Annotated in this window: 19 protein-coding genes; 4 read left to right on the top strand and 15 right to left on the bottom strand. The window is 66.8% G+C overall.

The window, feature by feature from the left end:
• Window positions 1–20: 20 nt before the first annotated feature.
• Window positions 21–2,396, bottom strand: a complete 2,376-nt coding sequence (locus J3367_RS15060) for a ComEC/Rec2 family competence protein (RefSeq protein WP_024350609.1) — start codon at window positions 2,394–2,396, stop codon at window positions 21–23.
• 68 nt (window positions 2,397–2,464) lie between these two features.
• On the opposite strand from J3367_RS15060, the gene gltX reads away from it, so the two are divergent.
• Together gltX and gltA are read left to right on the top strand one after the other, a co-directional pair.
• Window positions 2,465–3,931, top strand: a complete 1,467-nt coding sequence (gltX, locus tag J3367_RS15065) for a glutamate--tRNA ligase (protein ID WP_373279279.1) — start codon at window positions 2,465–2,467, stop codon at window positions 3,929–3,931.
• Between the two features lie 144 nt (window positions 3,932–4,075).
• Window positions 4,076–5,368, top strand: a complete 1,293-nt coding sequence (gene gltA, locus J3367_RS15070) for a citrate synthase (RefSeq protein ID WP_009209493.1) — start codon at window positions 4,076–4,078, stop codon at window positions 5,366–5,368.
• Window positions 5,369–5,418: 50 nt separating this feature from the next.
• Here gltA and lpxB read toward each other — a convergent pair whose 3' ends face one another.
• From lpxB to J3367_RS15140, 14 genes are all read right to left on the bottom strand, one after another.
• Window positions 5,419–6,594, bottom strand: a complete 1,176-nt coding sequence (gene lpxB / locus J3367_RS15075; protein WP_024350607.1) for a lipid-A-disaccharide synthase — start codon at window positions 6,592–6,594, stop codon at window positions 5,419–5,421.
• Entirely contained in the window at window positions 6,591–7,490 is a 900-nt protein-coding gene (locus J3367_RS15080) for an LpxI family protein (RefSeq protein WP_024350606.1), read from the bottom strand. The genes lpxB and J3367_RS15080 overlap by 4 nt, the downstream gene beginning before the upstream one ends.
• A 2-nt stretch (window positions 7,491–7,492) precedes the next feature.
• Window positions 7,493–8,299 carry an acyl-ACP--UDP-N-acetylglucosamine O-acyltransferase gene (gene lpxA, locus J3367_RS15085; RefSeq protein ID WP_009209490.1) on the bottom strand — a complete coding sequence of 269 codons (807 nt, stop codon included), beginning with the start codon at window positions 8,297–8,299 and terminating at the stop codon, window positions 7,493–7,495.
• Window positions 8,300–8,301: 2 nt separating this feature from the next.
• Complete coding sequence (gene fabZ, locus J3367_RS15090; protein WP_024350605.1) at window positions 8,302–8,769, bottom strand: 3-hydroxyacyl-ACP dehydratase FabZ; 468 nt, start codon at window positions 8,767–8,769, stop codon at window positions 8,302–8,304.
• The gene (gene lpxD, locus J3367_RS15095; RefSeq protein ID WP_024350604.1) at window positions 8,762–9,820 is read right to left on the bottom strand and encodes a UDP-3-O-(3-hydroxymyristoyl)glucosamine N-acyltransferase; all 1,059 of its coding nucleotides are present in this window, start codon (window positions 9,818–9,820) and stop codon (window positions 8,762–8,764) included. The genes fabZ and lpxD overlap by 8 nt, the downstream gene beginning before the upstream one ends.
• A gap of 42 nt (window positions 9,821–9,862) precedes the next feature.
• Window positions 9,863–12,319 (bottom strand): outer membrane protein assembly factor BamA, encoded by a 2,457-nt coding sequence (bamA, locus tag J3367_RS15100; RefSeq protein ID WP_024350603.1) that lies wholly within the window; start codon window positions 12,317–12,319, stop codon window positions 9,863–9,865.
• A gap of 204 nt (window positions 12,320–12,523) precedes the next feature.
• Window positions 12,524–13,663 carry an RIP metalloprotease RseP gene (gene rseP / locus J3367_RS15105; RefSeq protein WP_029703115.1) on the bottom strand — a complete coding sequence of 380 codons (1,140 nt, stop codon included), beginning with the start codon at window positions 13,661–13,663 and terminating at the stop codon, window positions 12,524–12,526.
• Between the two features lie 194 nt (window positions 13,664–13,857).
• The gene (locus J3367_RS15110; RefSeq protein ID WP_024350602.1) at window positions 13,858–14,709 is read right to left on the bottom strand and encodes a phosphatidate cytidylyltransferase; all 852 of its coding nucleotides are present in this window, start codon (window positions 14,707–14,709) and stop codon (window positions 13,858–13,860) included.
• Between the two features lie 4 nt (window positions 14,710–14,713).
• A complete protein-coding gene (locus J3367_RS15115) occupies window positions 14,714–15,454 on the bottom strand; it encodes an isoprenyl transferase (RefSeq protein ID WP_024350601.1) in 741 nt (246 codons plus the stop codon).
• A 35-nt stretch (window positions 15,455–15,489) separates the two neighbouring features.
• On the bottom strand, window positions 15,490–16,047 hold the full coding sequence (gene frr, locus J3367_RS15120; protein WP_029703112.1) for a ribosome recycling factor: 558 nt from the start codon (window positions 16,045–16,047) through the stop codon (window positions 15,490–15,492).
• A 37-nt stretch (window positions 16,048–16,084) separates the two neighbouring features.
• The gene (gene pyrH, locus J3367_RS15125) at window positions 16,085–16,804 is read right to left on the bottom strand and encodes a UMP kinase (protein ID WP_024350599.1); all 720 of its coding nucleotides are present in this window, start codon (window positions 16,802–16,804) and stop codon (window positions 16,085–16,087) included.
• 255 nt (window positions 16,805–17,059) lie between these two features.
• A complete protein-coding gene (gene tsf / locus J3367_RS15130) occupies window positions 17,060–17,986 on the bottom strand; it encodes a translation elongation factor Ts (protein WP_024350598.1) in 927 nt (308 codons plus the stop codon).
• Between the two features lie 141 nt (window positions 17,987–18,127).
• Window positions 18,128–18,961: a 30S ribosomal protein S2 gene (gene rpsB, locus J3367_RS15135; protein WP_024350597.1), complete on the bottom strand. Its 834-nt coding sequence runs from the start codon at window positions 18,959–18,961 to the stop codon at window positions 18,128–18,130.
• Window positions 18,962–19,172: 211 nt separating this feature from the next.
• Window positions 19,173–20,117: an EipB family protein gene (locus J3367_RS15140; protein WP_155898466.1), complete on the bottom strand. Its 945-nt coding sequence runs from the start codon at window positions 20,115–20,117 to the stop codon at window positions 19,173–19,175.
• A 120-nt stretch (window positions 20,118–20,237) separates the two neighbouring features.
• On the opposite strand from J3367_RS15140, the gene J3367_RS15145 reads away from it, so the two are divergent.
• Window positions 20,238–20,705 carry a RidA family protein gene (locus tag J3367_RS15145; RefSeq protein ID WP_024350595.1) on the top strand — a complete coding sequence of 156 codons (468 nt, stop codon included), beginning with the start codon at window positions 20,238–20,240 and terminating at the stop codon, window positions 20,703–20,705.
• Between the two features lies 1 nt (window position 20,706).
• The gene (locus J3367_RS15150) at window positions 20,707–21,435 is read left to right on the top strand and encodes a glycerophosphodiester phosphodiesterase family protein (RefSeq protein ID WP_024350594.1); all 729 of its coding nucleotides are present in this window, start codon (window positions 20,707–20,709) and stop codon (window positions 21,433–21,435) included.
• Window positions 21,436–21,469: the final 34 nt, after the last annotated feature.

The following is a 21,469-nucleotide window of genomic DNA, read 5'->3' on the forward strand; positions in this document are numbered from 1 at the left end:
CGAAACCGGCTCGTCCTCGCTCAGGGCGCAGTCGTCGCGGTTCGGCCTGCGCTGGCCGAGCCGCCATTGCTGACGGTCGCCGACGCGGGTTGCGTGACAGGCACCTGCGGGTCCGGTGCAGCAGGCTTGCGCCAATATTCCGGCCAGGGCGCCAGCCGATGGACGTTCCAGCGTTCGGGTGGATCGCTGATTGCCTGCACGATGCGGGGCCGGCCTGTCGCCGCCTCCCGGCCGATCGCCAGCGAGCCGGTCCGCCGCAGCGTGCGCAGCGTCACCAGAGCCGCGCCGGACCGGCATTCGGCAAGCCGGATCGCCCGTGAGACGATGGCAACATCCGCCTCGTCGCAGGCATTGCCCGTGCGGGCATAATCCTCCGTCCAGACCACCCGCAGGCCGCCGCGCGTGGTGAAGCGGCAGTATTTGGCCGCGCACTCGGCGGGAATCGTCGCACGGATCCGCTCGGTGTCCGTGCCCCGCGGCGCCCGCGCCTCGAAGGCCCGCTCCCATTGTTCCGCGATGAAACCGCTGGGCCTTGCACGAAGGAAAGCAAGCTGGCCCTCCGCCGCGAGAGTCGCGACCTCCTTGCCGTCCTCGAAGATCAGCAGTTCCGGTGGGACCGTCCTGTCGGGCGCTGCGACGAATCCGGCGAGTGCCAGCGGCAGGCCAAGCCAGCGCAACCGGCTTGCCAGACAGGACGCGGTGAGGATCGCCGCCGTCAGCAGCAGAAGTCCCGATGCGGTCATGCGTCCGATCGCCTGGTCCGGCAGCCAGGCATAGACGTTGCGGGCGATCTCGAAGACGAGCCAGAGGCCGGCACCCATCGCCTGGAACGGCCAGGCGTCGAGCCCGAACGGAATCAGCAGCGTTCCCACCAGCGCCAGCGGCATGATCCACAGCGTGAACAGCGGCATGGTCAGGAGATTGGCGACGAAGCCGAAGGCCGCCATCCGGTGGAAGTGATAGGCGGCATAAGGCGCGGTCGCCGATCCCGCGAGAAGCGACGTGACCATGATCGCAGAGAGCGCGACGAGGATCTTGCCGGCGACGCCCCTATCCGTCTCGCGGCCGCGTTCGCGCCCTGCCCGCCATTGCGACAGGGCCGCATAGCCGCCGATCAGCGCCACGGTCGCCGCAAAGCTCATCTGGAAGCTGGCGGTCATCACCGCATGCGGAGCGACGAGGATGACGACGATGGCAGCGATCGCGACGTTGCGAAGCGTCAGGGCGGGGCGGTCGATCAGCACCGCGCCGAGCATGATCGCCAGCATGACGAAGGAGCGCTGGGTCGCGACATTGGCGCCCGAGATCGCCAGATAGATCGCCGCGACCACGAGCGCGACGATGGCGGCGATCTTCTTGGCCGGCAGGCGCAGCGAGATGGCCGGCACGAGCGACAGCGACGACCGCACGGCCAGCATGGCGAAGCCGGCGACGATCGCCATGTGCAGGCCCGAGATCGACAGGACATGGGCGAGCCCCGTGCCGCGCAGCCATTCGCGGGCATCGTCGGGGATACCGGCGCGCTCGCCGGTGATGAGGGCCGCGGCGATGGCGCCCTCGCGGCCTCCGATCACCGTGCTGATCCGCTCGGTCAGGGCGAGGCGCGTCTGCGTCTGCACATGCCGCAGTTCGGCCAGAAGGCCGCCTCCATCGCTGGTCGCCGTGGACGGCATCGGCTCGGCCTCCGGCGCGCCGAGCGAATAGCCATAGGCTCCGATCCCGGCGAAGAACGGCGCCATGGCAAAGTCGTAGCTGCCGGGAAAGGCCGGACCGGACGGCGGCCCGAGCCGAACGAGACCGCGATAGAGGCCGCCGGGCGCGATCGGTTCATGTCGGCTGCCGACGACGATGCGCACACGCTCCGGCGGTCGCGACAGGACCGGCCGCTCGGTTTCCGCGACGGCGATCACATAGCGATAGCGTCCGTCCTCTGTCCGCTCCCGTGAGACGACGGGTCCGGCGATGCGCACCGTGGCCTGGCCGGACAGGATCGTAGTTTTGGTGCGCTGGATCTCGCCGATCGCAAGGGCGGTACCGACGAGGGTGAAGCCAGCCAGGATCAGCATCGGGTGCAGAAAGGGGCGCCCCACCCGGCGCAGCGCGAGGCCGAGGCTGGCGATGGCGGCAAGGACGGTCAGCCAGATACTCGGGGCCCAGCCGGCGCCGTGGACGAGCGCCACGCCGATCATCAGGCCAAGCGGGACCAGCAGGAAACCGGTGCGAGCGCGGGTCTCGGCGGCAAGCTGGTCGGCGAGCCAGTCCCGGCCAAGTCGGCGCCAGCGGGCGCGCGGCGGCAGCACGATCGTCGCCCGCCAGCGCCGGAACGCCGCCCGAACGGCGTCGCGCCGCCCGAAGGCCGCGCCTGCGCGTTCGTCGCGATCGCTGGCGCTGTCCATGCCGTCCGGTCCCGTCGGCTTGTCTCTCCCCTCGCCTATGGTACACAGCCGCCAAGCGAAAGCGATCCATGCCGATCGCTCCCAACACTCAGCGTATCAATATCGGAGAGACCATGACGGACGCCGTCGTGACCCGCTTTGCCCCCTCGCCGACGGGCTTCCTGCATATCGGTGGCGCACGCACGGCGCTGTTCAACTGGCTCTACGCCAGGGCAACGGGCGGCAAGATGCTGCTGCGGATCGAGGACACCGACCGCGCCCGCTCGACCGAGCCGGCGGTCCAGGCTATCATCGACGGCCTCGACTGGATGGGCCTGACCGCCAACGAGCCGCCGGTGTCGCAGTACGAGCGGGCGGACCGCCATCGCGAGGTGGTCGAGGAAATGCTCGCCCGGGGCGAGGCCTATCGCTGCTACGCCAGCCAGGCCGAACTGGAAGAGATGCGCGAGACCGCACGCGCCGAGAAGCGTCCGCCGCGCTATGACGGCCGCTGGCGCGACCGCGACCCGTCCGAGGCCCCCGAGGGCGTCAAGCCGGTGATCCGTCTGCGGGCGCCGCTGGAGGGCGAGACGATCGTCCGCGACAAGGTGCAGGGCGACGTCCGCTTTCCCAACAAGGATCTCGACGATCTGGTGCTGCTGCGCTCCGACGGCAGCCCGACCTACATGCTGGCCGTGGTCGTCGACGACCACGACATGGGCGTCACCCACATCATCCGCGGCGACGACCATTTGACCAATGCCGGGCGCCAGACGCTGATCTACAAGGCGATGGGCTGGGACGTGCCGGTGATGGCGCACATCCCGCTGATCCACGGCGCCGACGGCGCCAAGCTGTCGAAGCGCCACGGCGCGCTGGGCATCGAGGCCTACCAGGCCATGGGCTATCTGCCGGTGGCGCTGCGCAACTACCTCGTGCGCCTCGGCTGGAGCCATGGCGATTCCGAGATCATCTCCACCGAGGAGATGATCGAATGGTTCGATCTGGGCGAGATCAACAAGGGCGCCGCGCGCTTCGACTTCGCCAAGCTGGAAGCGCTCAACGGCCACTGGATCCGGCGCAGCGACGACGCCGATCTCGTCGACATGCTGATGGCCGAGCGCGACGTGCTGCCCAATGGCGGCATCCTGAAGACCCGCTCGGACGACGAGATCCGATCCAAGCTGACCGCGGCCATGCCCGGACTGAAGGAGCGCGCCAAGACCCTCGTCGAGCTGACCGAGAGCACCGCCTATCTGTTCGCCGACCGGCCCTTGTCGTTCGAGGACAAGGCGGCGGCGATTCTCGACGATGGCGGCCGCGAGATCGTCGGCGCGCTCGCCAAGCGCTTCGAGGCGGCCCCGGACTGGTCTGCGGAAGAGCTGGAGGCCATAGTACGCGCCTATGCCGAGGAGAACGGTCTGAAGCTGGGCAAGGCGGCACAGCCCCTGCGGGCGGCCCTGACCGGCCGCACCACCTCGCCGGGCGTGTTCGATGTACTGGCCGTCCTCGGCCGGGACGAATCGCTGGCGCGGCTGGGCGACCAGTCGGCCTGACCAAGGACAGGACTATTGCGGCGCAACACACTGCGTGATCGGAAACTTGTCGCACTCCTGGGTTTGGAGTAGTCAGGCATCTGAACAATCTGTGTGCGCTGCGAGAGGTTGATACCTGAGCGGCTATCATCGAAGGGAAAACGCATGACGGAACAGTCGGCGAAGCTCACATTGGGTCAGAAAGATGCGGATCTGGCCGTTCGCAGCGGCAGCATCGGACCGGACGTCGTCGACGTCACCGCGCTGTACAAGCAGACCGGTCTCTTCACCTACGACCCGGGCTTCTCCTCGACGGCGTCCTGCGAATCCAAGATCACCTACATCGACGGCGACGAGGGCGTGCTGCTGCATCGCGGCTACCCGATCGACCAGCTCGCCGAGCGCGGTGATTTCCTCGAGACCTGCTACCTGCTGCTCTACGGCGAGCTGCCGACGACCCGCGAGAAGGACGATTTCGTCTACCGCGTGACCCGGCACACCATGGTCCACGAGCAGATGAGCCGGTTCTACACGGGCTTCCGCCGCGACGCGCATCCGATGGCCGTGATGGTCGGCTCGGTCGGCGCCCTGTCGGCCTTCTACCACGACTCGACGGATATCGCGGATCCGCACCAGCGGATGGTGGCGAGCCTGCGCATGGTCGCCAAGATGCCAACCATCGCGGCGATGGCCTACAAGTACCATATCGGCCAGCCCTTCGTGTATCCGCGCAACGATCTCGCCTATGCCGAGAACTTCCTGCACATGTGCTTTGCGGTGCCGTGCGAGCCCTACCGGATCAACCCGGTGCTGGCGCGGGCCATGGACCGGATCTTCATCCTCCACGCCGATCACGAGCAGAACGCCTCGACCTCGACGGTCCGGCTGGCCGGCTCTTCGGGCGCCAACCCGTTTGCCTGCGTTGCCGCCGGCATCGCCTGCCTCTGGGGCCCGGCCCATGGCGGCGCCAACGAGGCCGCGCTCAACATGCTGATGGAGATCGGCACCAAGGACCGCATCCCCGAGTTTATCGCGCGGGCCAAGGACAAGAACGATCCGTTCCGCCTGATGGGCTTCGGCCACCGGGTCTACAAGAACTACGATCCGCGCGCCAAGATCATGCAGCAGACCTGCCACGAGGTCCTCGACGAGCTCGGCATCAAGGACGATCCGCTGCTCGAAGTGGCGATGGAGCTCGAGCGCATCGCGCTGACCGACGAGTACTTCATCGAGAAGAAGCTCTACCCGAATGTCGACTTCTACTCCGGCATCACCCTGAAGGCGCTCGGCTTCCCGACCACCATGTTCACGGTGCTCTTCGCCGTGGCGCGCACGGTCGGCTGGATCGCCCAGTGGAAGGAGATGATCGAAGACCCGCATCAGCGGATCGGCCGTCCCCGCCAGCTCTATACGGGCGCCGAGATGCGCGACTACGTCGCGGTCGACGAGCGCGGCTGAGGCGTTTCCGCTTCGAGATCAACGAAAAGCGGGCGCTGCGGCGCCCGTTTCTATGTCTGGATGGACGTCCTGCCGCGCGCAATGCAATCGAGGACGATCGCGGCGGCCGCCTCGCCCGGCGCGACGTCGATCCGCATCATCTCGCGGATGTCGGCAAAGCCAGCGCGCTGCGCCGCCCGCTCCGGCGTCGGCGTCATCAGCCGCTCGAGCCGGCGGGCCAGCATTTCCGGGCGCACGAATTCGTGGAAATGCTCCGGCACCAGCGCGTGCCCGACGATGAAGTTCGGCATCGCCGCCGTCCAGGCCGAGATCAGGTGGCGAAACTGGTAGGCCACCGGGTCGAGCCGGTAGGCCAGCGCCATCGGCACGTCGGCGAGCGCCAGCTCCAGCGATACTGTGCCGGAGGCCGCCAGTGCCGCGTCGGCTTCGGCAAAGGCCGTCCATTTCGCGGTCTCACCGGTGACGATCTCGGGCTTCACCTCCCAGGCGGCGATCTTCTGTTCGATCAGACGACGGTGCCGTACGAGCGCCGGAATGACCGCCGTGACGCCCGGCATACGCCCGCGCAGGACATCGAAGGTACGGCCGAAATCGTCGATCAGCCGGTTGATCTCGCCGCGGCGCGACCCCGGCAGGATCAGGAGACGCGGCGGCGATGCCGGTGTGCGCTCCGGCGCGGTGCGTGCCGGGTCCGCGATCATCTGCGCCAGCGCCGGCACCCGCATCAGCGGATGGCCGACATAGGTCGATGGCGGCCCATCCAGCCGTTCCATGGTGGCCGGCTCGAAGGGCAGGATACAGATGGCGTGGTCCACATAGGCCCGCATCTTCTGGGCCCGCTCCTCGCGCCAGGCCCAGACCGTCGGCGGCACGTAATTGACGATCGGCACGTCAGGCAGCTTTTCGCGCACCCGCTTCGCCACCCGGTGGGAGAAGGTCGGGCTGTCGATGATGACGAGAATATCGGGACGCGCGGCGATCACTGCATCGGCCACTTGAGACAGTCGGCGCATCAGCTGCGGTAGCCGCGCCAGGATCGCGCCGATACCGATGATCGACAATTCGTCGATGTCGAACAGGCTGTCGAGACCCTCGGCCTGCATCGCCTCGCCGCCGAGCCCCACCAGCCGCAATTCGTCGCCGAGTTTCGGACGAAGGGCGCGGATGAGATCGGCGCCGATCCGGTCCCCCGACGCTTCCCCGACCACGAAGGCGATGGTCGTCATGGCCGGTCTCCCCCGTCGTCGCCGTTTGCCATACCGGTATCCTCTTCGAGCCCTACGATGGCGATTCCCGCGGCTTCGGCGGCCTCGAGCACATCGTCGATCCCGAGGACCAGACTGCGCCCGGCCGTCGCCCCGATCACCGTGATGCCGGCTGCGGCCGCCTCCTCGATGGTGGCGCCGCCGATGCTCGGCAGGTCGAAGCGCTCGTCCTGGGTCGGCTTGACGCTCTTCACCAGCACGCAGCGCTCGGAACGTCCGATGCGGCCGCGAATCTTCAGATCGGCGACCCTTTGGAGCATCTCGCGCGTGCCCTCGATCCCTTCCAGCGCGATCACCCGGTCCCGGGACGCAACGACCGCCTGTCCGATGTCGAGCTCGCCCAGCCGCGCCGCGGCCCCGACGGCAAGCACCAGCGCCTGCTGTTCGTCGACATCGGGCATGCGACGGGTCAACGTGCCGCCGGGGGTCAGGAGCTGCGGAACGATGTCCTGCACCGCCAGCATCTCGAAGCCCTGGCGCTCCATGTAGCGCGACAGGGCGCGCAACAGCCGGTCGTCGCCACCCCGCACGATCTTCAGCGCCGCAGGCAGCCGGATCAGGGTCTGGAAACTGGGAATGAGCGAGCGGAAATCGGGACGGTGGCTGACGGTGCCGCAGAACACCATGCGCCGGACCCCGCAGGACTTCATGTAGGCGATCGCGTCGCCGGTACGGCCCCAGGGATAGGCGCCCCCTTCGTAACCCGACCAGTCGCCGGCCATGCCGTCGCCGATACGCACCACGACGACCCGCCAGCCTGAGGCGCGCGCCGCTTCCGCCACCAGTCGCGGCAGCGAGCCGCCCCCCGCCACCAGACCGAGAACGTCGCCCGGCCGATCGGGAGCCAGTCCGGGCATTGTCAGCTTAGCTGGGGATGGCGCGGAAAGCACAGGGCGCGATCGCCGCCCGAGCGGATGAACCCGAGGAGATCCTGCACGAGCGGATCGTTGGGGAACTCGCTCTGCACCTCGTCCATGTTCTCCTTGAACGTCAGATCGAAGGAAAATAGCATCCGATAGGCGCGGCGGACATTGCGGATCGCTTCGCGATCGAAGCCGGCCCGCTTCATGCCGATGACATTCAGGCTCGACAGATAGGCACGGTTGCCCAGCACCATGCCGAAGGGGATGACGTCCCCCTCGACGGCCGCGAGGCCGCCCACATAGGCATGGTGGCCGATCCGGGTGAACTGGTGAATGCCCGAGCCGCCGGCGATCGTGGCATAGTCGCCGATCGTGCAGTGACCGGCGAGCATGACGTTGTTGATCACCGTGACGTTGCGCCCGACGATGCAGTCATGGGCGACATGGGCACCGGTGAAGAAGGCGCAATTGTCGCCGATGGTCGTTTCGGAGCGCCCCTGCACGGTGCCGGGGTTCATCGTCACATGTTCGCGGATCAGGCAGTCGCGGCCGATCACCAGCCTGGTGTCCTCGCCGCGATATTTCAGATGCTGCGGCGCATGGCCGAGCGAGGCGAACGGCCAGATCTGCGCATTCTCGCCGATCACCGTGTTGCCCCACAGCGCCACATGCGAGCGCAGGCGGCTGTTGGCACCAAGCTGCACCTGCGGCCCGACATGGCAGAACGGGCCGATCTCGCAGCCGTCACCGATCACAGCGCCGTCCTCGATGACGGCGCTCGGATGTATGGTCGTCTCGGCCATGATCAGTTCGGGCCGCGGGGCGACAACATTGCGCTGACGACCGCCTCGGCCACCTTGACCCCGTCGACCTGCGCGACGCAGTCGAATTTCCAGATGTTGCCGCGCTTCTTGGACTGGGTCACGTGGTATTCGACCCGGTCGCCCGGAACCACAGGCTTGCGGAACTTGGCGCCGTCGATGGTCATCAGATAGACGAGCTGCGGCGTGCCGCCTCCGGTCGCCCGGGTGCAGATGGCGCCGGCGGTCTGGGCCATTCCCTCGAGAATCAGCACACCCGGCATCACCGGCGCCGTCGGAAAATGTCCCTGGAAATGCGGCTCGTTCGCGGTGACGTTCTTGATCCCGATCGCGCTGCGGTCCCCGTCGATGTCGATGATACGATCGACCAGCAGGAACGGATAGCGGTGGGGTAGAAGCTCCATGATCTCCAGGATATCGGCGCTTTCGAGTACCATCGCGTCGTCACTCATCTGTCTTCCTTGGAGAACGTCCCCGTTGCGCAAGCTCAGATAACGTCATGAGCTCACGAAACCAGTCCCGAACGGGTTTTGCGGGCGTGCCGCCCCAGCGCGCGCCCTTCGGCACGTCGCCGGCGACCGACGATACGGCCGCGATCTGGGCCCCGTCGGCGATGGTCAAATGGCCGTTGATGCCGGTCTGGCCGCCGATCATCACGCCGTCGCCGAGTGTCGTGCTGCCGGAAATGCCGACCTGCGCGACGATCACGCAGTGCCGCCCGATCCGCACATTGTGGGCAATCTGGACCTGGTTGTCGATTTTGGTGCCTTCGCCGATCACCGTGTCGCGAACGCCGCCCCGATCGACGGTCGTATTGGCGCCGATCTCGACATCGTCCTGGATGATGACACGGCCGATCTGCACCGCCTTGACGAGACCGGTGGGCCCCGCCGTGTAGCCGAACCCGTCCTGCCCGATCCGCACGCCGGGATGCAGGATCACCCGATCGCCGACCAGCGCATGGGTCAAGGTCACGTTCGAGCCGATCCGGCAATTGCGGCCGATACGGCAGCCGGCGCCGATGACGGCGCCCGCACCGACGATCGTCCCGCGGCCGATCTCGACGCCGGGACCGATCGACGCGAAGGCTTCCACCGTCACGCCGTCTTCGAGCTTGGCTTCGCGGTGGATGTCGGCCTTGAGCGAGACACCGTGCGATCCGGTGGCCGGCGTCGGCAGGACGGCGCCGGGAAACAGCGCCCGGCCCGCCTCGGTGAAGGCGATCGCGGCACTGTGGGTCACCAGGGCCGGCATGCCCGACGGCAGCAGCCCGACATTCTTGGGAGAGACGAGAACGCAGCCGGCCCGCGTTGCCGCGAGCTCGGCGCTGTAGCGCTTGCTGTCGAAGAAGGACAGGTCCTGCGGCCCTGCCTCGGACAGGGCAGCGATGCCGGTTATCCGCAGAGCCGGGTCGGCCCCCTCGCCCAGGCTGGTGCCCGTCAGGCTTGCCAGCTCCGCAAGGGTGAGACCGTCGCCGCGCGGGAAGAAAGTCAATTCATGCATCGGGACGGTCTGGGCCGGACAAGCCGGCCCCCACATTGTCGATCAGAAGCGGGACGAGAATCCGAAGGAGAATTCCTGCAGCTCGTCGAAATCTTCCTTGGCCAGCGGATGGGCGTAGTTCACCCGCAGCGGACCGAAGGGCGATGCCCAGATCAGGCCGACGCCCGCAGACGCGCGCAGCGAGGCATCGACGCCGATGACACCCGGATCGTTCTCGTACTCACTGCCCCAGAGCGAACCGGCATCCGCGAAGACCGCACCCCGGAAGCCGAGGTCACGCGAGATACCCGGCAGCGGGAAGGTCGCTTCCGCCGAGGCGTTGGCATAATTGTTGCCGCCGATCGACACGCCGTTCTGGCGCGGGCCGATGCCCTTGTAGTCGAAGCCCCGAACGATGTCCTGGCCCTTGAAGAAGTTGTCGAACACCCGCAGGCCGTCGCCGCCGAAGGAGGTGACGTTGCCGCCGCCCGCATTGAGCGAGCCGATCACGTCGTATTCCTCGTTCAGAAGGTGGAAATAGCTGGCCTTGCCGGTCGTCTTGACGAAGTTCGCATCGCCGCCGACACCGGCAAATTCCTGCCCGGCCTGGATGAAGAAGCCGTTGCGCGGATCGTTGGTGTTGTCGAGCGTGTTGTAGGTCAGCGTGTAGGAGACCGACGACGTCAGATACGGGCTTTCGCAGATCGCCTGGTTGATGATCGGCGAGTCCGTATAGGGCGGCGCCACGGCGGCGTTGCCGTTCAGATCGACGATATTGCTGTTCGGGTTCGGCGTGCCGCAGGTGCTCTCGAAGAGATTGCCGCTTCCATCGATCAGCTGCGCATTGGTGAACTGGTTGTAGGTCGTGCCGTTATCGTCGCCGAACTTTTCCTGCTTGATGTTGTAGGCGATCTGGGCCGTCAGGTCCTCGGTGATCGGCGCCGCGATACGGATGTCGCCACCGGTGCGCTCGGAGTCGTAATCGCCCGAGCTGCTCTCGCTGTGATAGACATCGAAGCCGGCGGCCAGACGACGACCGAGGAAATACGGCTCGGTGAAGGACAGGCTGTAGTTCCGGGTGTCGGCACCGAAGCCGGCGGAGACCTTGATGAACTGGCCGCGGCCGAGGAAGTTGCGCTCGGTGACGCCGATCTCGGCGACCGGACCGGAGCTCTCGCCACCGGTCGTGTAGCCGCCGCCCAGCGACAGCTCACCGGTGGCCTTCTCGACCACGTCGACGATCACGATGACGCGGTCCGGCTCGGCGCCGGGCGCGGTCGAAACCGAGACCTTCTCGAAATACTTCAGGTCCTCGAGGCGCTGCTTGGCGCGCTGCACCAGCACCTGGTTGAAGGCGTCGCCCTCGGACACGTCGAACTCGCGACGAATGACATAGTCGCGGGTCTTGGTGTTGCCGCGGATCTCCAGACGCTCGACATAGGCCCGCGGACCTTGGTCGATGACGTAGTCGATGGCGATCGTGCGGCTGGCGAAGTCGCGGTCGCCGCGCGGGGTGACCTGCGCGAAGGCGAAGCCGGCATTGGCGAGGCTGTTGGTCAGGTTGACCAGCGTGTCCTCGACATCCTTGGCGCTGTAGACCTCGCCCGTCTGGGTCTCGATCTCGCCATAGAGCGACTCGGTGTCGACGCCGGCGACGGTGCTGTCGATCGTCACGTTGCCGAAGCTGTAGCGCTCACCCTCGTCGACGGTGATCGTGATGAAATAGCTGTTCTGGCTCTCGTCGAGCTCGGCCACCGACGACACGATGCGGAAATCCGCATAGCCGCGGTTGTAGTAGAAGCGGCGCAGCGTCTCTTCGTCGGTGCGCAGGCGCTCCGGATCATAGATGTCGTTGCGCTGGATGAAGCTCAGGATGCCGCTCTCGCGCAGCGCGATGACCTGCTTCAGCCGGCTGTCGCCGAAGGCGTTGTTGCCGACGAAGCTGATGCTCTCGATCTTGGTGCGGTCGCCTTCCTGGATGTCGTAGATGACATTGACGCGGTTCTCGCCGATCTCCTGCGTGCGCACGGTGACGATGGCGTCGCTGCGGCCGATGCTGGTGTAGGCGGCCTGGATGGCGTCGACGTCGGCCTGCGTGGTCGCGCTCGAATAGGCTGCGCGCGGCTGCGTCTGGACGGCGGCGATGAGCTGCTCGTCCTTCACCTTGGAATTGCCCTGGAAGAGCACCTGGTTGACGATCTGGTTCTCGTCGACCTGCACGATCAGCGTGCCGCCGGACTGGCTGATACGCACATCCGAGAAGAGGCCGGTGGAGAACAGGCGACGGACCGCCTGATCCTGATCGGCTTCGGAGACGTTCTGGCCGGCCGAGATCTGCATGAAGCCGCGGATCGTGTCCGCCTCCACGCGGCTGTTGCCGCGAACGTCGATGCGATTGACGACAGCCGCCTCGGCGACCGTGACAGCGGCAAGCTGGGCCCCGAGGGTCGCAGCTGCAAGAACCGTCGAGGAAAGCGCGACAGCGGAGACCGCGCGCATGATATTCGTTCCAGCCCTCATTGGCCCAGCCACCTTTTCATCATTGTATCGAGACGCAGTGGGAGCAATGCGCATCGTTGCCTTGTACCGGCTTTCCGAGTCCGTTCAAGCAAACTGGCCCGAGTCCCTTTAGGAATCGGAAAAGCCGTTGCAACGTTGTCACGGACATCGTCGCTTTGGTTAACAGTTTGCAAGCCCCCAAGTCCCCCGACCCGGCGGGACTCATCAGACGAGTCCCGAAATATCGTTCCAGAAGGCGAATACCATAAGCAGCATCACCAGTGCGAGCCCAATTCGGAAGCCGACTTCCTGCACCTGTTCGCTCAGGGGCCGGCCACGGATCGCCTCGAATGCGTAGAACAGCAGATGTCCGCCGTCCAGCATGGGAATCGGCAGAAGGTTGAGCAACCCGATGGAGACCGACAGCAGCGCCGCCAGATTGAGCAGCGCGCCCAGTCCTATCGTCGAAACCTGACTCGACACTTGCGCGATTCGGATCGGACCGCCGATCTGGTCGGCGTTCTGGCGACCGGTGATAACCTCGCCCATGAAGTCCACGGTCCGTGTCGTGACGAACCAGGTCTGCGAAACGCCGTAGGCGACCGCCTCCACCGGCGACAGGCTCTCCACCCGGAACGACGAGCCGTCATTGTTCGCCACTAGTCCGACGACCGGCACCTTGAACTCGTTGCCGAACCCGTCCGTCTGGACCTCGCTGCGCGGTGTCACCGTCAGCTCGACCGGCGAACCGTTCCGCTCTACCGTCATGCGGATCGGCGTGTCGGCCCGCGAGGACACATAGCGCTGCAGGTCGGAGAAATAGCGAATCGTCTCGCCGTCGGCGGACAGCACCTTGTCGCCCGGCTTGAAGCCGGCGGCCGCGGCAGGCGAACCGTCCCTCACCTCGGCAACGACCGGATCGCCGACGACGCGTCCCTCGACATAGGCGACGCCGGCGAAGATCACGATCGCCAGGATGAAGTTGGCGATGGGGCCCGCGGCCACCGTGGCGGCACGGCGCCCGACACTCTTGGCCGGAAAGGCCCCGCTGCGCTCGGCGTCCGACATCGCGTCCACCGCGGCTCTGTCCGGTACCGAGGCCGCGTTCTCGTCCCCGAGGAATTTGACGTAGCCGCCCAGCGGCACCGCCGCGAGCTTCCAGCGCGTGCCGCGCCGGTCGTTGAAGCCGATCAGTTCCGGGCCGAAGCCAACAGAGAAGACCAGCGCCTTGATGCCGCACCAGCGACCGACGAGGAAATGCCCCAGCTCGTGGAAGAAGACGATGATCGTCAGGACGAACAGGAACGGGACGATGTAGATGAGGCCTCCGCTCCAGATCTGGGCGAGCCCGACAGGCGATTCCATTCCGCACCCTTTCGCGTTCCAACCCGGACCGCCGGTTCCGGACCGGCATCGACATCCGGTCGGGACGATGCCGCATTCAAATGATCAGACAATGCCCGTGGCTGCGCGCTCTCGAGCGGCGCCGCGGGACCCTTTCCATAGCAGTTGACGAACAAGTCGCAATGATGACGGCGCCCGCGCTGCAATCGATGCGCTCAGAGGGCAAATATGCCACGGGCCGGTTCGCCGAATCCGGCGATTGCCACGCCGACGGCCCAGGTCACGGCCATCGCCACGACGAGGGCGTCGATACGGTCCATCAGTCCGCCATGGCCGGGAATGAGACGGCCCGAATCCTTCACGCCGAAACGCCGCTTGATCCAGGATTCGAACAGGTCGCCCGCCTGCCCGACCACCGACAGGACCGCCGCCAGGACGATGATGAAGGCCCCGACCTCGCCGCTGACGAAATGGGCATAGACCGCACCGAGGATCGTTCCGGCCAGGAGGCCCCCGGCCGCCCCCGACAGCGTCTTCTTCGGCGACACCGCCGGCAGCAGCTTCGGTCCGCCCAGCGTGCGGCCGGTGAAATAGGCGAAGATGTCCGTCGACCACACGACGACGATGATGAATCCGAGCGTCGCAAGGCCGGCAGGATCGGAGCCGCGCAGCATGCCGGGCGCCAGCGCCGCGGCGCCCGCGTAGAACAGGCCCCAATGCACCCAGCGCGCGCTGCGCTCGTCACGGTCCGTCGCGGCGATGAAGATCATCGCCGCACCGACGATCGCCACCGCCAGCAGGCCGAGATCGAAGACCAGCGCGACGACGGCGACGATCAGGGCACCGCGGGCAAAGTGGTAGATCGGCCGGACGCGCTTGGCGCGGGTCATGCGGGCCCATTCGTCGAAGACGATGATGCCGGTGAGCGCGCACAGCACCCGGAACGGCCAGCCGCCGATGGCGGTCAGGGCGATGACGATGATGCCGAGGATCAGCGCGGAGATGACGCGTGACTTCAGGTCGGACCAGCTGCCGGCGAGAAAGAACCGTCGAAGTTCCAGGCCCATCAGATCAGGAAGCGATTTCGCGCGACAACCCGCCGTAGCGACGATCCCGGCTGAAATAATCGGCGATGGCCTCCTCGAACGCCTTGCGGTCGAAATCGGGCCATAGGCACGGCAGGAAGACGAATTCCGAATAGGCCGCCTGCCAGAGCAGGAAATTCGACAGGCGCAGCTCGCCGCTGGTGCGGATGATCAGGTCGGGATCGGGAATGCCGGCGGTGTCCAAGTGCTCGTCGAGATACTCGGCGGTCAGCCCCTCGAGTTCGACCTCGCCCGCCGCGTATTTGGCGGCGACGCGGCGCATGGCCCGGGCGACCTCGTCGCGGGCGCCGTAATTGAAGGCGACCACCAGGGTCTGGCGCTGGTTGTCGCGCGTCAGGTTCTCGGCTTCCTCGAGCAGCGCGCGGATATCCGACGACAGGTTCTCGCGCTCGCCGATCACCCGGACGCGCACGCCCTCCTTGTGCAGTTCGGCGAGGTCGCGGCGGATGAAGTGCTTCAACAGCCCCATCAGCTCCTCGACCTCGGCCTCGGGGCGACGCCAGTTCTCCGAGGAGAAGGCGAACAGGGTCAGATACTGGATGCCGAGCTCGCCCGCCGCGCGGACCGCCTCGCGCACGGCCTCGACGCCCCGACGGTGCCCCATGCTGCGCGGCAGGCCGCGGGCATTCGCCCAGCGACCATTGCCGTCCATGATGATGGCGACGTGTTGGAGATCCCGCACCGTATCAGCCCTTCCCTCGATCATTCCGCCGCGACGACGAGGTCGACGCCCATGGCAGGCTAGACCTGCATGATTTCCGCTTCCTTGACGGCAAGCGCCGAGTCGATCTCGGCGATCGTCTCGTCGGTCATCTTCTGGACGCGGTCCGACTGCTGACGGCTCTCGTCCTGACCGATATCGCCGTCCTTTTCCAGTTTTTTCAAGGTTTCCATGCCGTCGCGCCGCACATGCCGGACCGCGACCTTGGCGCCCTCGGCATACTGGTGCGCCACCTTGACCAGTTCCTTGCGGCGCTGCTCGTTCAGCTCCGGCAGGGGAATGCGCAGCGTCGCGCCGTCGGTGATCGGGTTCAGGCCGAGATTGCTCTCGCGGATCGCGCGCTCGACCTTGCCCACCATCTGCTTGTCCCAGACGGTGACGGTGACCATGCGCGGCTCCGGCACCGAGACGTTGGCCACCTGGTTGAGCGGCATCTTCGAGCCGTAGGCGTCGACATAGATCGGATCGAGCAGGCTCGGCGAGGCGCGGCCGGTGCGAAGGCCCGTCAGGTCGCCCTTCAGGCTGGCGATGGCGCCATCCATGCGGCGCTTCAGTTCGTTCAGATCCATGTCGGCCATGATGTCCTCTTTTCGGCTCTCGACTGCGCGGACGCAGTTATTCGGTAACGATCGTCGCCCGGCCGCCGCCGGACAGGATCTTGGCGAACTCGCCCTTCTCGTGGATCGAGAAGACGACGATCGGGATGTCGTTCTCGCGCGACAGCGCGACGGCCGCCACGTCCATGACGGCCAGGCCCTTCTGCAGGACCTCGTCATGGGTCAGCGTGTCGTAGCGCACCGCGTCGGGGTGCTTCTTGGGATCGGCGGAATAGATGCCGTCGACCTGGGTGCCCTTGAACAGGGCCGCCGCCCCCATCTCGGCAGCGCGCAGCGCGCCGGCGGAATCGGTGGTGAAGAACGGATTGCCGGTCCCGCCGGCGAAGATGACCACCCGGCCCGCGGCCTGGTGCGCCAGCGCGCTGCGCTGGGAGAAGCTCTCGCAGATCTCGGGCATTGCGATCGCCGAAAGGACGATGGTGTCGACGCCCAGCTTGATCAGCGAGGTGCGCAGGGCCAGCGCGTTGATGACGGTGCCGAGCATTCCCATGTGGTCGCCGGTGACGCGGTCGCCGCCCTTGGAGGCCACCGCCACGCCGCGGAAGATGTTGCCGCCGCCGACGACGACGGAGACCTGGACGCCCAGCCGATGCGCCTCGGCGATGTCGGAGGCGATCCGATCGGCCACCGCGACGTCGATCCCGAAGCCCTGCGACCCCATCAAAGCTTCACCGGACACCTTCAGAAGCACCCGCGGGTATCGTATCTCGGAGGCCATTGCTCACCTTGCCTGCGTCCGGCGGCCCGCCCGTCAAGGCAGCGGCGACGGCAACGACGCCGTGCTGCCGGGAGGGCATCTGCGGACGACGCCGCGCCGGACCGGCGGGCGCATGTGGAAATCCGGCGGCAGGTCGTTCTCGCAAACGCCTGCCACGCTTGGGGGATGCGATACAATAAGGGCGCCCGCTTGTGAAGCGGACGCCCTCGATCGGTCTGTCGTGTCGCCGCCGGACGGGTGTCCGGCGTGCGGGACTTACTTCTTGCCGGCGGCGGCGGCGACTTCGGCTGCGAAGTCGGTCTCTTCCTTCTCGACGCCTTCGCCGAGGGCGAAGCGCACGAAGCCGGTGATCTTGGCCGGCGCGCCGAAGCTACCTTCGGCCTCGGCCAGCGCCTTCTCGACGGTCAGGTCGGGATTGATGACGAAGTTCTGCTTCAGAAGGACGACTTCCTCGTAGAACTTGCGCAGGCGGCCTTCGACCATCTTCTCGATGATGTTCTCCGGCTTGCCCGACTGGCGTGCCGAATCGCTGAAGATCGCCTTCTCGCGCTCGACGGTGGCCGCGTCGACTTCCTCGGCGGTCAGGGCCAGCGGGTTGGTCGCGGCGATGTGCATGGCGACCTGACGGCCGAACTGCGCCAGCGCGGCCTTGTCGCCGGTCGATTCGATCGCGACGAGCACGCCCAGCTTGCCGAGGCCGTCCACGACCTGGTTGTGGATGTAGGACGCCACGACGCCGTCATTGACGGTGAGCATGGCCGAACGGCGCAGGGTCAGGTTCTCGCCGATGGTGCCGATCGTGTCCTTGATCGTGTCGTTGACGCTCTTGGTGCCGCCCGGATAGGCAGCCCCGCCGACCGCCTCGACGCTGCCGTCGGTGGTCAGAGCAACCGATGCGACGTCGCGCACGAGACCCTGGAAGGCGTCGTTGCGGGCGACGAAGTCGGTCTCGGAATTGACTTCGACGACGACGGCCTTGGTGCCCTCGGACGCCGAACCGACGAGACCCTCGGCCGCGGTGCGGCCGGACTTCTTGTCGGCCTTGGCAATGCCCTTGGCGCGCAGCCAGTCGATGGCCTCTTCCATGTTGCCGTCGGTCTCGGACAGCGCGGTCTTGCAGTCCATCATGCCTGCGCCGGTCTTGTCGCGCAGTTCCTTCACCATCGAAGCGGTAATTGCCATTTTTGCCTCTTCAGAAATGATTGGGCGCACCGGCTCGGATGGAACGGGTGCGCCAGAATTGTGACGCCGTGATTACGACGCCGGAGACGGGCGCGGGCGTCGGCCGGGCATCCGCCCGACCGCGCCGTTCGCCGCCTCGCCTCAGGCGGCGGGCGTTGCGTTCTCGGCCGGAGCCTCGGCTGCCGGGGCGTCCGCGGCCGGGGCTTCCTCGGCGACCGGCTCGGCCTCGACGACCTCTTCCACCGGCGCTTCTTCCATCGCACCGACATCCATGCCGGAATCGCCCTGCTGGCGCGCGATGCCGTCGACGGCGGCGCGGGCGATCAGGTCGCAATACAGGGTGATGGCGCGAGCCGCGTCGTCATTGCCCGGGATCGGGTAGTCGATCGGTGCGGGATCGCAGTTCGAATCGACGACGGCGACGATCGGGATGTGCAGGCGCTTGGCTTCCTCGATCGCGATCGACTCCTTGTTGGTGTCGATGATGAAGATCATGTCCGGCACGCCGCCCATGTCCTTGATGCCGCCGAGGGCGCGGTCGAGCTTGTCGCGCTCGCGCTGCAGCGTCAGGCGCTCCTTCTTGGTGAAGCCCTGGGCTTCGCCGGCCAGCATCTCGTCGAGCTTGCGCAGGCGCTGGATCGAGTTGGAGATGGTCTTCCAGTTGGTCAGCATGCCGCCGAGCCAGCGGGCGTTGACGTAGTACTGGGCCGAACGGTTCGCCGCATCGGCGACGATGTCGGATGCCTGGCGCTTGGTGCCGACGAAGAGCACGCGGCCGCCACGGGCCACGGTGTCGGAGACCGCCTGCAGCGCACGATGCAGCAGCGGCACGGTCTGGCCGAGGTCGAGGATGTGTATGTTGTTGCGCGCCCCGAAGATGTAGGACGACATTTTCGGGTTCCAGCGATGCGTCTGGTGACCGAAATGCACGCCTGCCTCGAGCAGCTGGCGCATGGAATAGTCTGGCAATGCCATGGTTTTTTTCCTTTACCGGTTGAGCCTCCACGGAAAAGAAGCGGCCGAATGCCGCCACCGGTGGATCGCGGCGTCGGGACATGCCCGAACGTCGAAACCCGAGTTCCGTGTGTGGAATGGAAGCGCCGATACACCAAAAGCCCACGCGAGGCAACACGGCGACGGCGTTCAGGGTCGATATGGGGATCGTGTGCGCGCGGCGCCAGCCCCGTCAGGGACAGGCGGGTGTGTCCAGAAGATCGAGGCTCGCAAGGCCGCCGGCCAGGCGGTAGCCATCGAAGCTCAGCACCAGGTCGTCCGAGATCCCGTTCTCGTAGAGCGTATAGGCTGTCTCGAAGACCGGCATGCCGTCGGCATCGCTGTCGCTGTCATAGAAGGATTCGCTGATCCGCCAAGAGCGAAGACCCGACAGCTGGCTGGCCGGGGACACCTCGACCGCCATGGGGTTTTCGGCTTCGCCGCGGTCGTCATCGTCGTCGCGCATGTCGCCCTCGGCGGTCTCTGATCGCGTGTCCGCCGCCGGAGCCGCTTCGTCTGCGAGCGGCGCGCGTTCCTCCGCATCCTTGGGTTCTGCCGGGCTGTCCGGTGCCGGCCCGATGATCGCGGTCGTGGACAGGCCCTTTTCCGGTGTCGGGTCGCCATCATAGAGCGGCGACTGGACGATCAGCTCGCCGGCCTCCGCCTTCTCGATCAAAGCCAGCGTATGCTGCATCGGAAAGGCTGCCAGCGGCACGCTCACCGAGCGGCTCTCCGGTTCGACGAAGGCGACATGCGTCTCCTCCGCCGTATTGACGGCGGTGCCCCGCACGACCTGCTGCTCTGTGCCGTCGACCAGCGTCCTTGTCCTGAAGGCGAGCGTTCCGTCCGCGAGGTTTTCCAGCGTCTGGGTCTGCTGGTCGGTGACCACCAGCTCCTGCTCCTGCTGGAACCGCGCCACGAAGCGGTAGTCGATATCGTAGCTGTCGCAATCCGGCCGCGTGATCTCGACCGCTATCCGTGCCTGGGCGTCCACCAGATCGCCGCTGCCGTCCATCGCCAGTTCGTAGGAGGCGCGGTGCGGCGCGATCGTCGCGGCGGCCGCAAGAGCCGGTCCGGCGACAAGGCCGATCGCGAGAGGGGCTACGAGGCTGGCGCGCATGGCGGGACGATCTTTCACTGGGTCTGCGGATGGGCTACGCCTCTGCGGAACGGCGCGTCCGGAACGGGCTTGCGGCCATCTGGCCGGCACAGCCCCTCCCCGGCGCTCCTATCCGTCGAGCTAAAGGAAGACAACAACATGGCCGATACCATCGCAAGCCGCCTCGAAGCCGCCGGCGTCACCCTTCCGGAAGCCGCGGCGCCCGCCGCCAACTACGTGCCGAGCGTCATCTATGGCGGCCTGCTGCAGACCTCGGGCCAGTTGCCCCTCGACGGCGGCAAGCTGGCCGTGTCCGGCAAGCTCGGCGCCGGCGTCTCGCTCGAAGACGGCCAGAAGGCCGCGCGGCTGTGCGCCATCAACATCCTCGCCCAGGCGAAATCGGCCGTCTCCGGCGACTGGAGCCGCCTCGGCCGCCTTCTGAAGCTCACCGTCTTCGTCGCCAGCGACGCCGGCTTCACCGAGCAGCATAAGGTCGCCAACGGCGCGTCGGACTTCCTGGTCGAGATCCTCGGCGAGAACGGCCGCCATTCCCGCTCGGCCGTCGGCGTGCCGGCGCTGCCGATGGATGCCGCCGTCGAGATCGAAGCCTTGTTCGAGGTCGCCTGACATGGTGGCCTTCGATGGCGCGCTCGGCTGGCTGACCGCGAACCCGATCGCCCATCGCGGGCTTCATGACGGCAACAAGACGGTGGCGGAGAATTCGATTCCCGCCGCCGAAGCGGCGATCGCCGCCGGCTTCGCGATCGAATGCGACGTGCAGCTTTCGGCCGACGGCACGCCCTTCATCTTCCACGATCACACGCTGCAACGGCTGACCGGCCGCGAGGCCGATTTTCGCGCGCTGGACGATGAAGCGATCGCCGCCCTGCGGCTCGCCGGCACTGATGCCGTCATCCCGACCGTCGCGGACTTTCTTGCAACGGTCGCCGGGCGCGTGCCGGTGGTCATGGAACTGAAGGGCATCGCGCCGGACGTCGATGCAGAGTATTTCGCCCGCCTGCAGCCGGTTCTCGAATCCTACCGCGGCGAACTGGCCCTGATGTCGTTCGATCCCTGGCTCATCGACCAGATGCTGGCAGCCCGCCCCGGCCGTCCCATCGGGCTGACCGCGACGGGACACACGCCGGACGCCTTCGCCGCCCATCGGCAGGTGTTCGAACGCGGCTGCGATTTCTCTTCCTATGACATCCACCACGTGCCGAACCCGTTCACCGAATGGGTGCGCGGCAAGGGCGCGCCGCTGATCTCCTGGACCGTGCGCACCGAGGCGCAGATCCGCATCAGCCGGGACCATTGCGATCAGATGACCTTCGAAGGCATTGCGCCGCAGCAATGACGCCTTGCGCTGCCGGGGGACCGGCATAAATTCA

The organism is Aurantimonas sp. NFXS3 (assembly GCF_049132005.1).
Lineage (GTDB): Bacteria > Pseudomonadota > Alphaproteobacteria > Rhizobiales > Rhizobiaceae > Aurantimonas > Aurantimonas coralicida.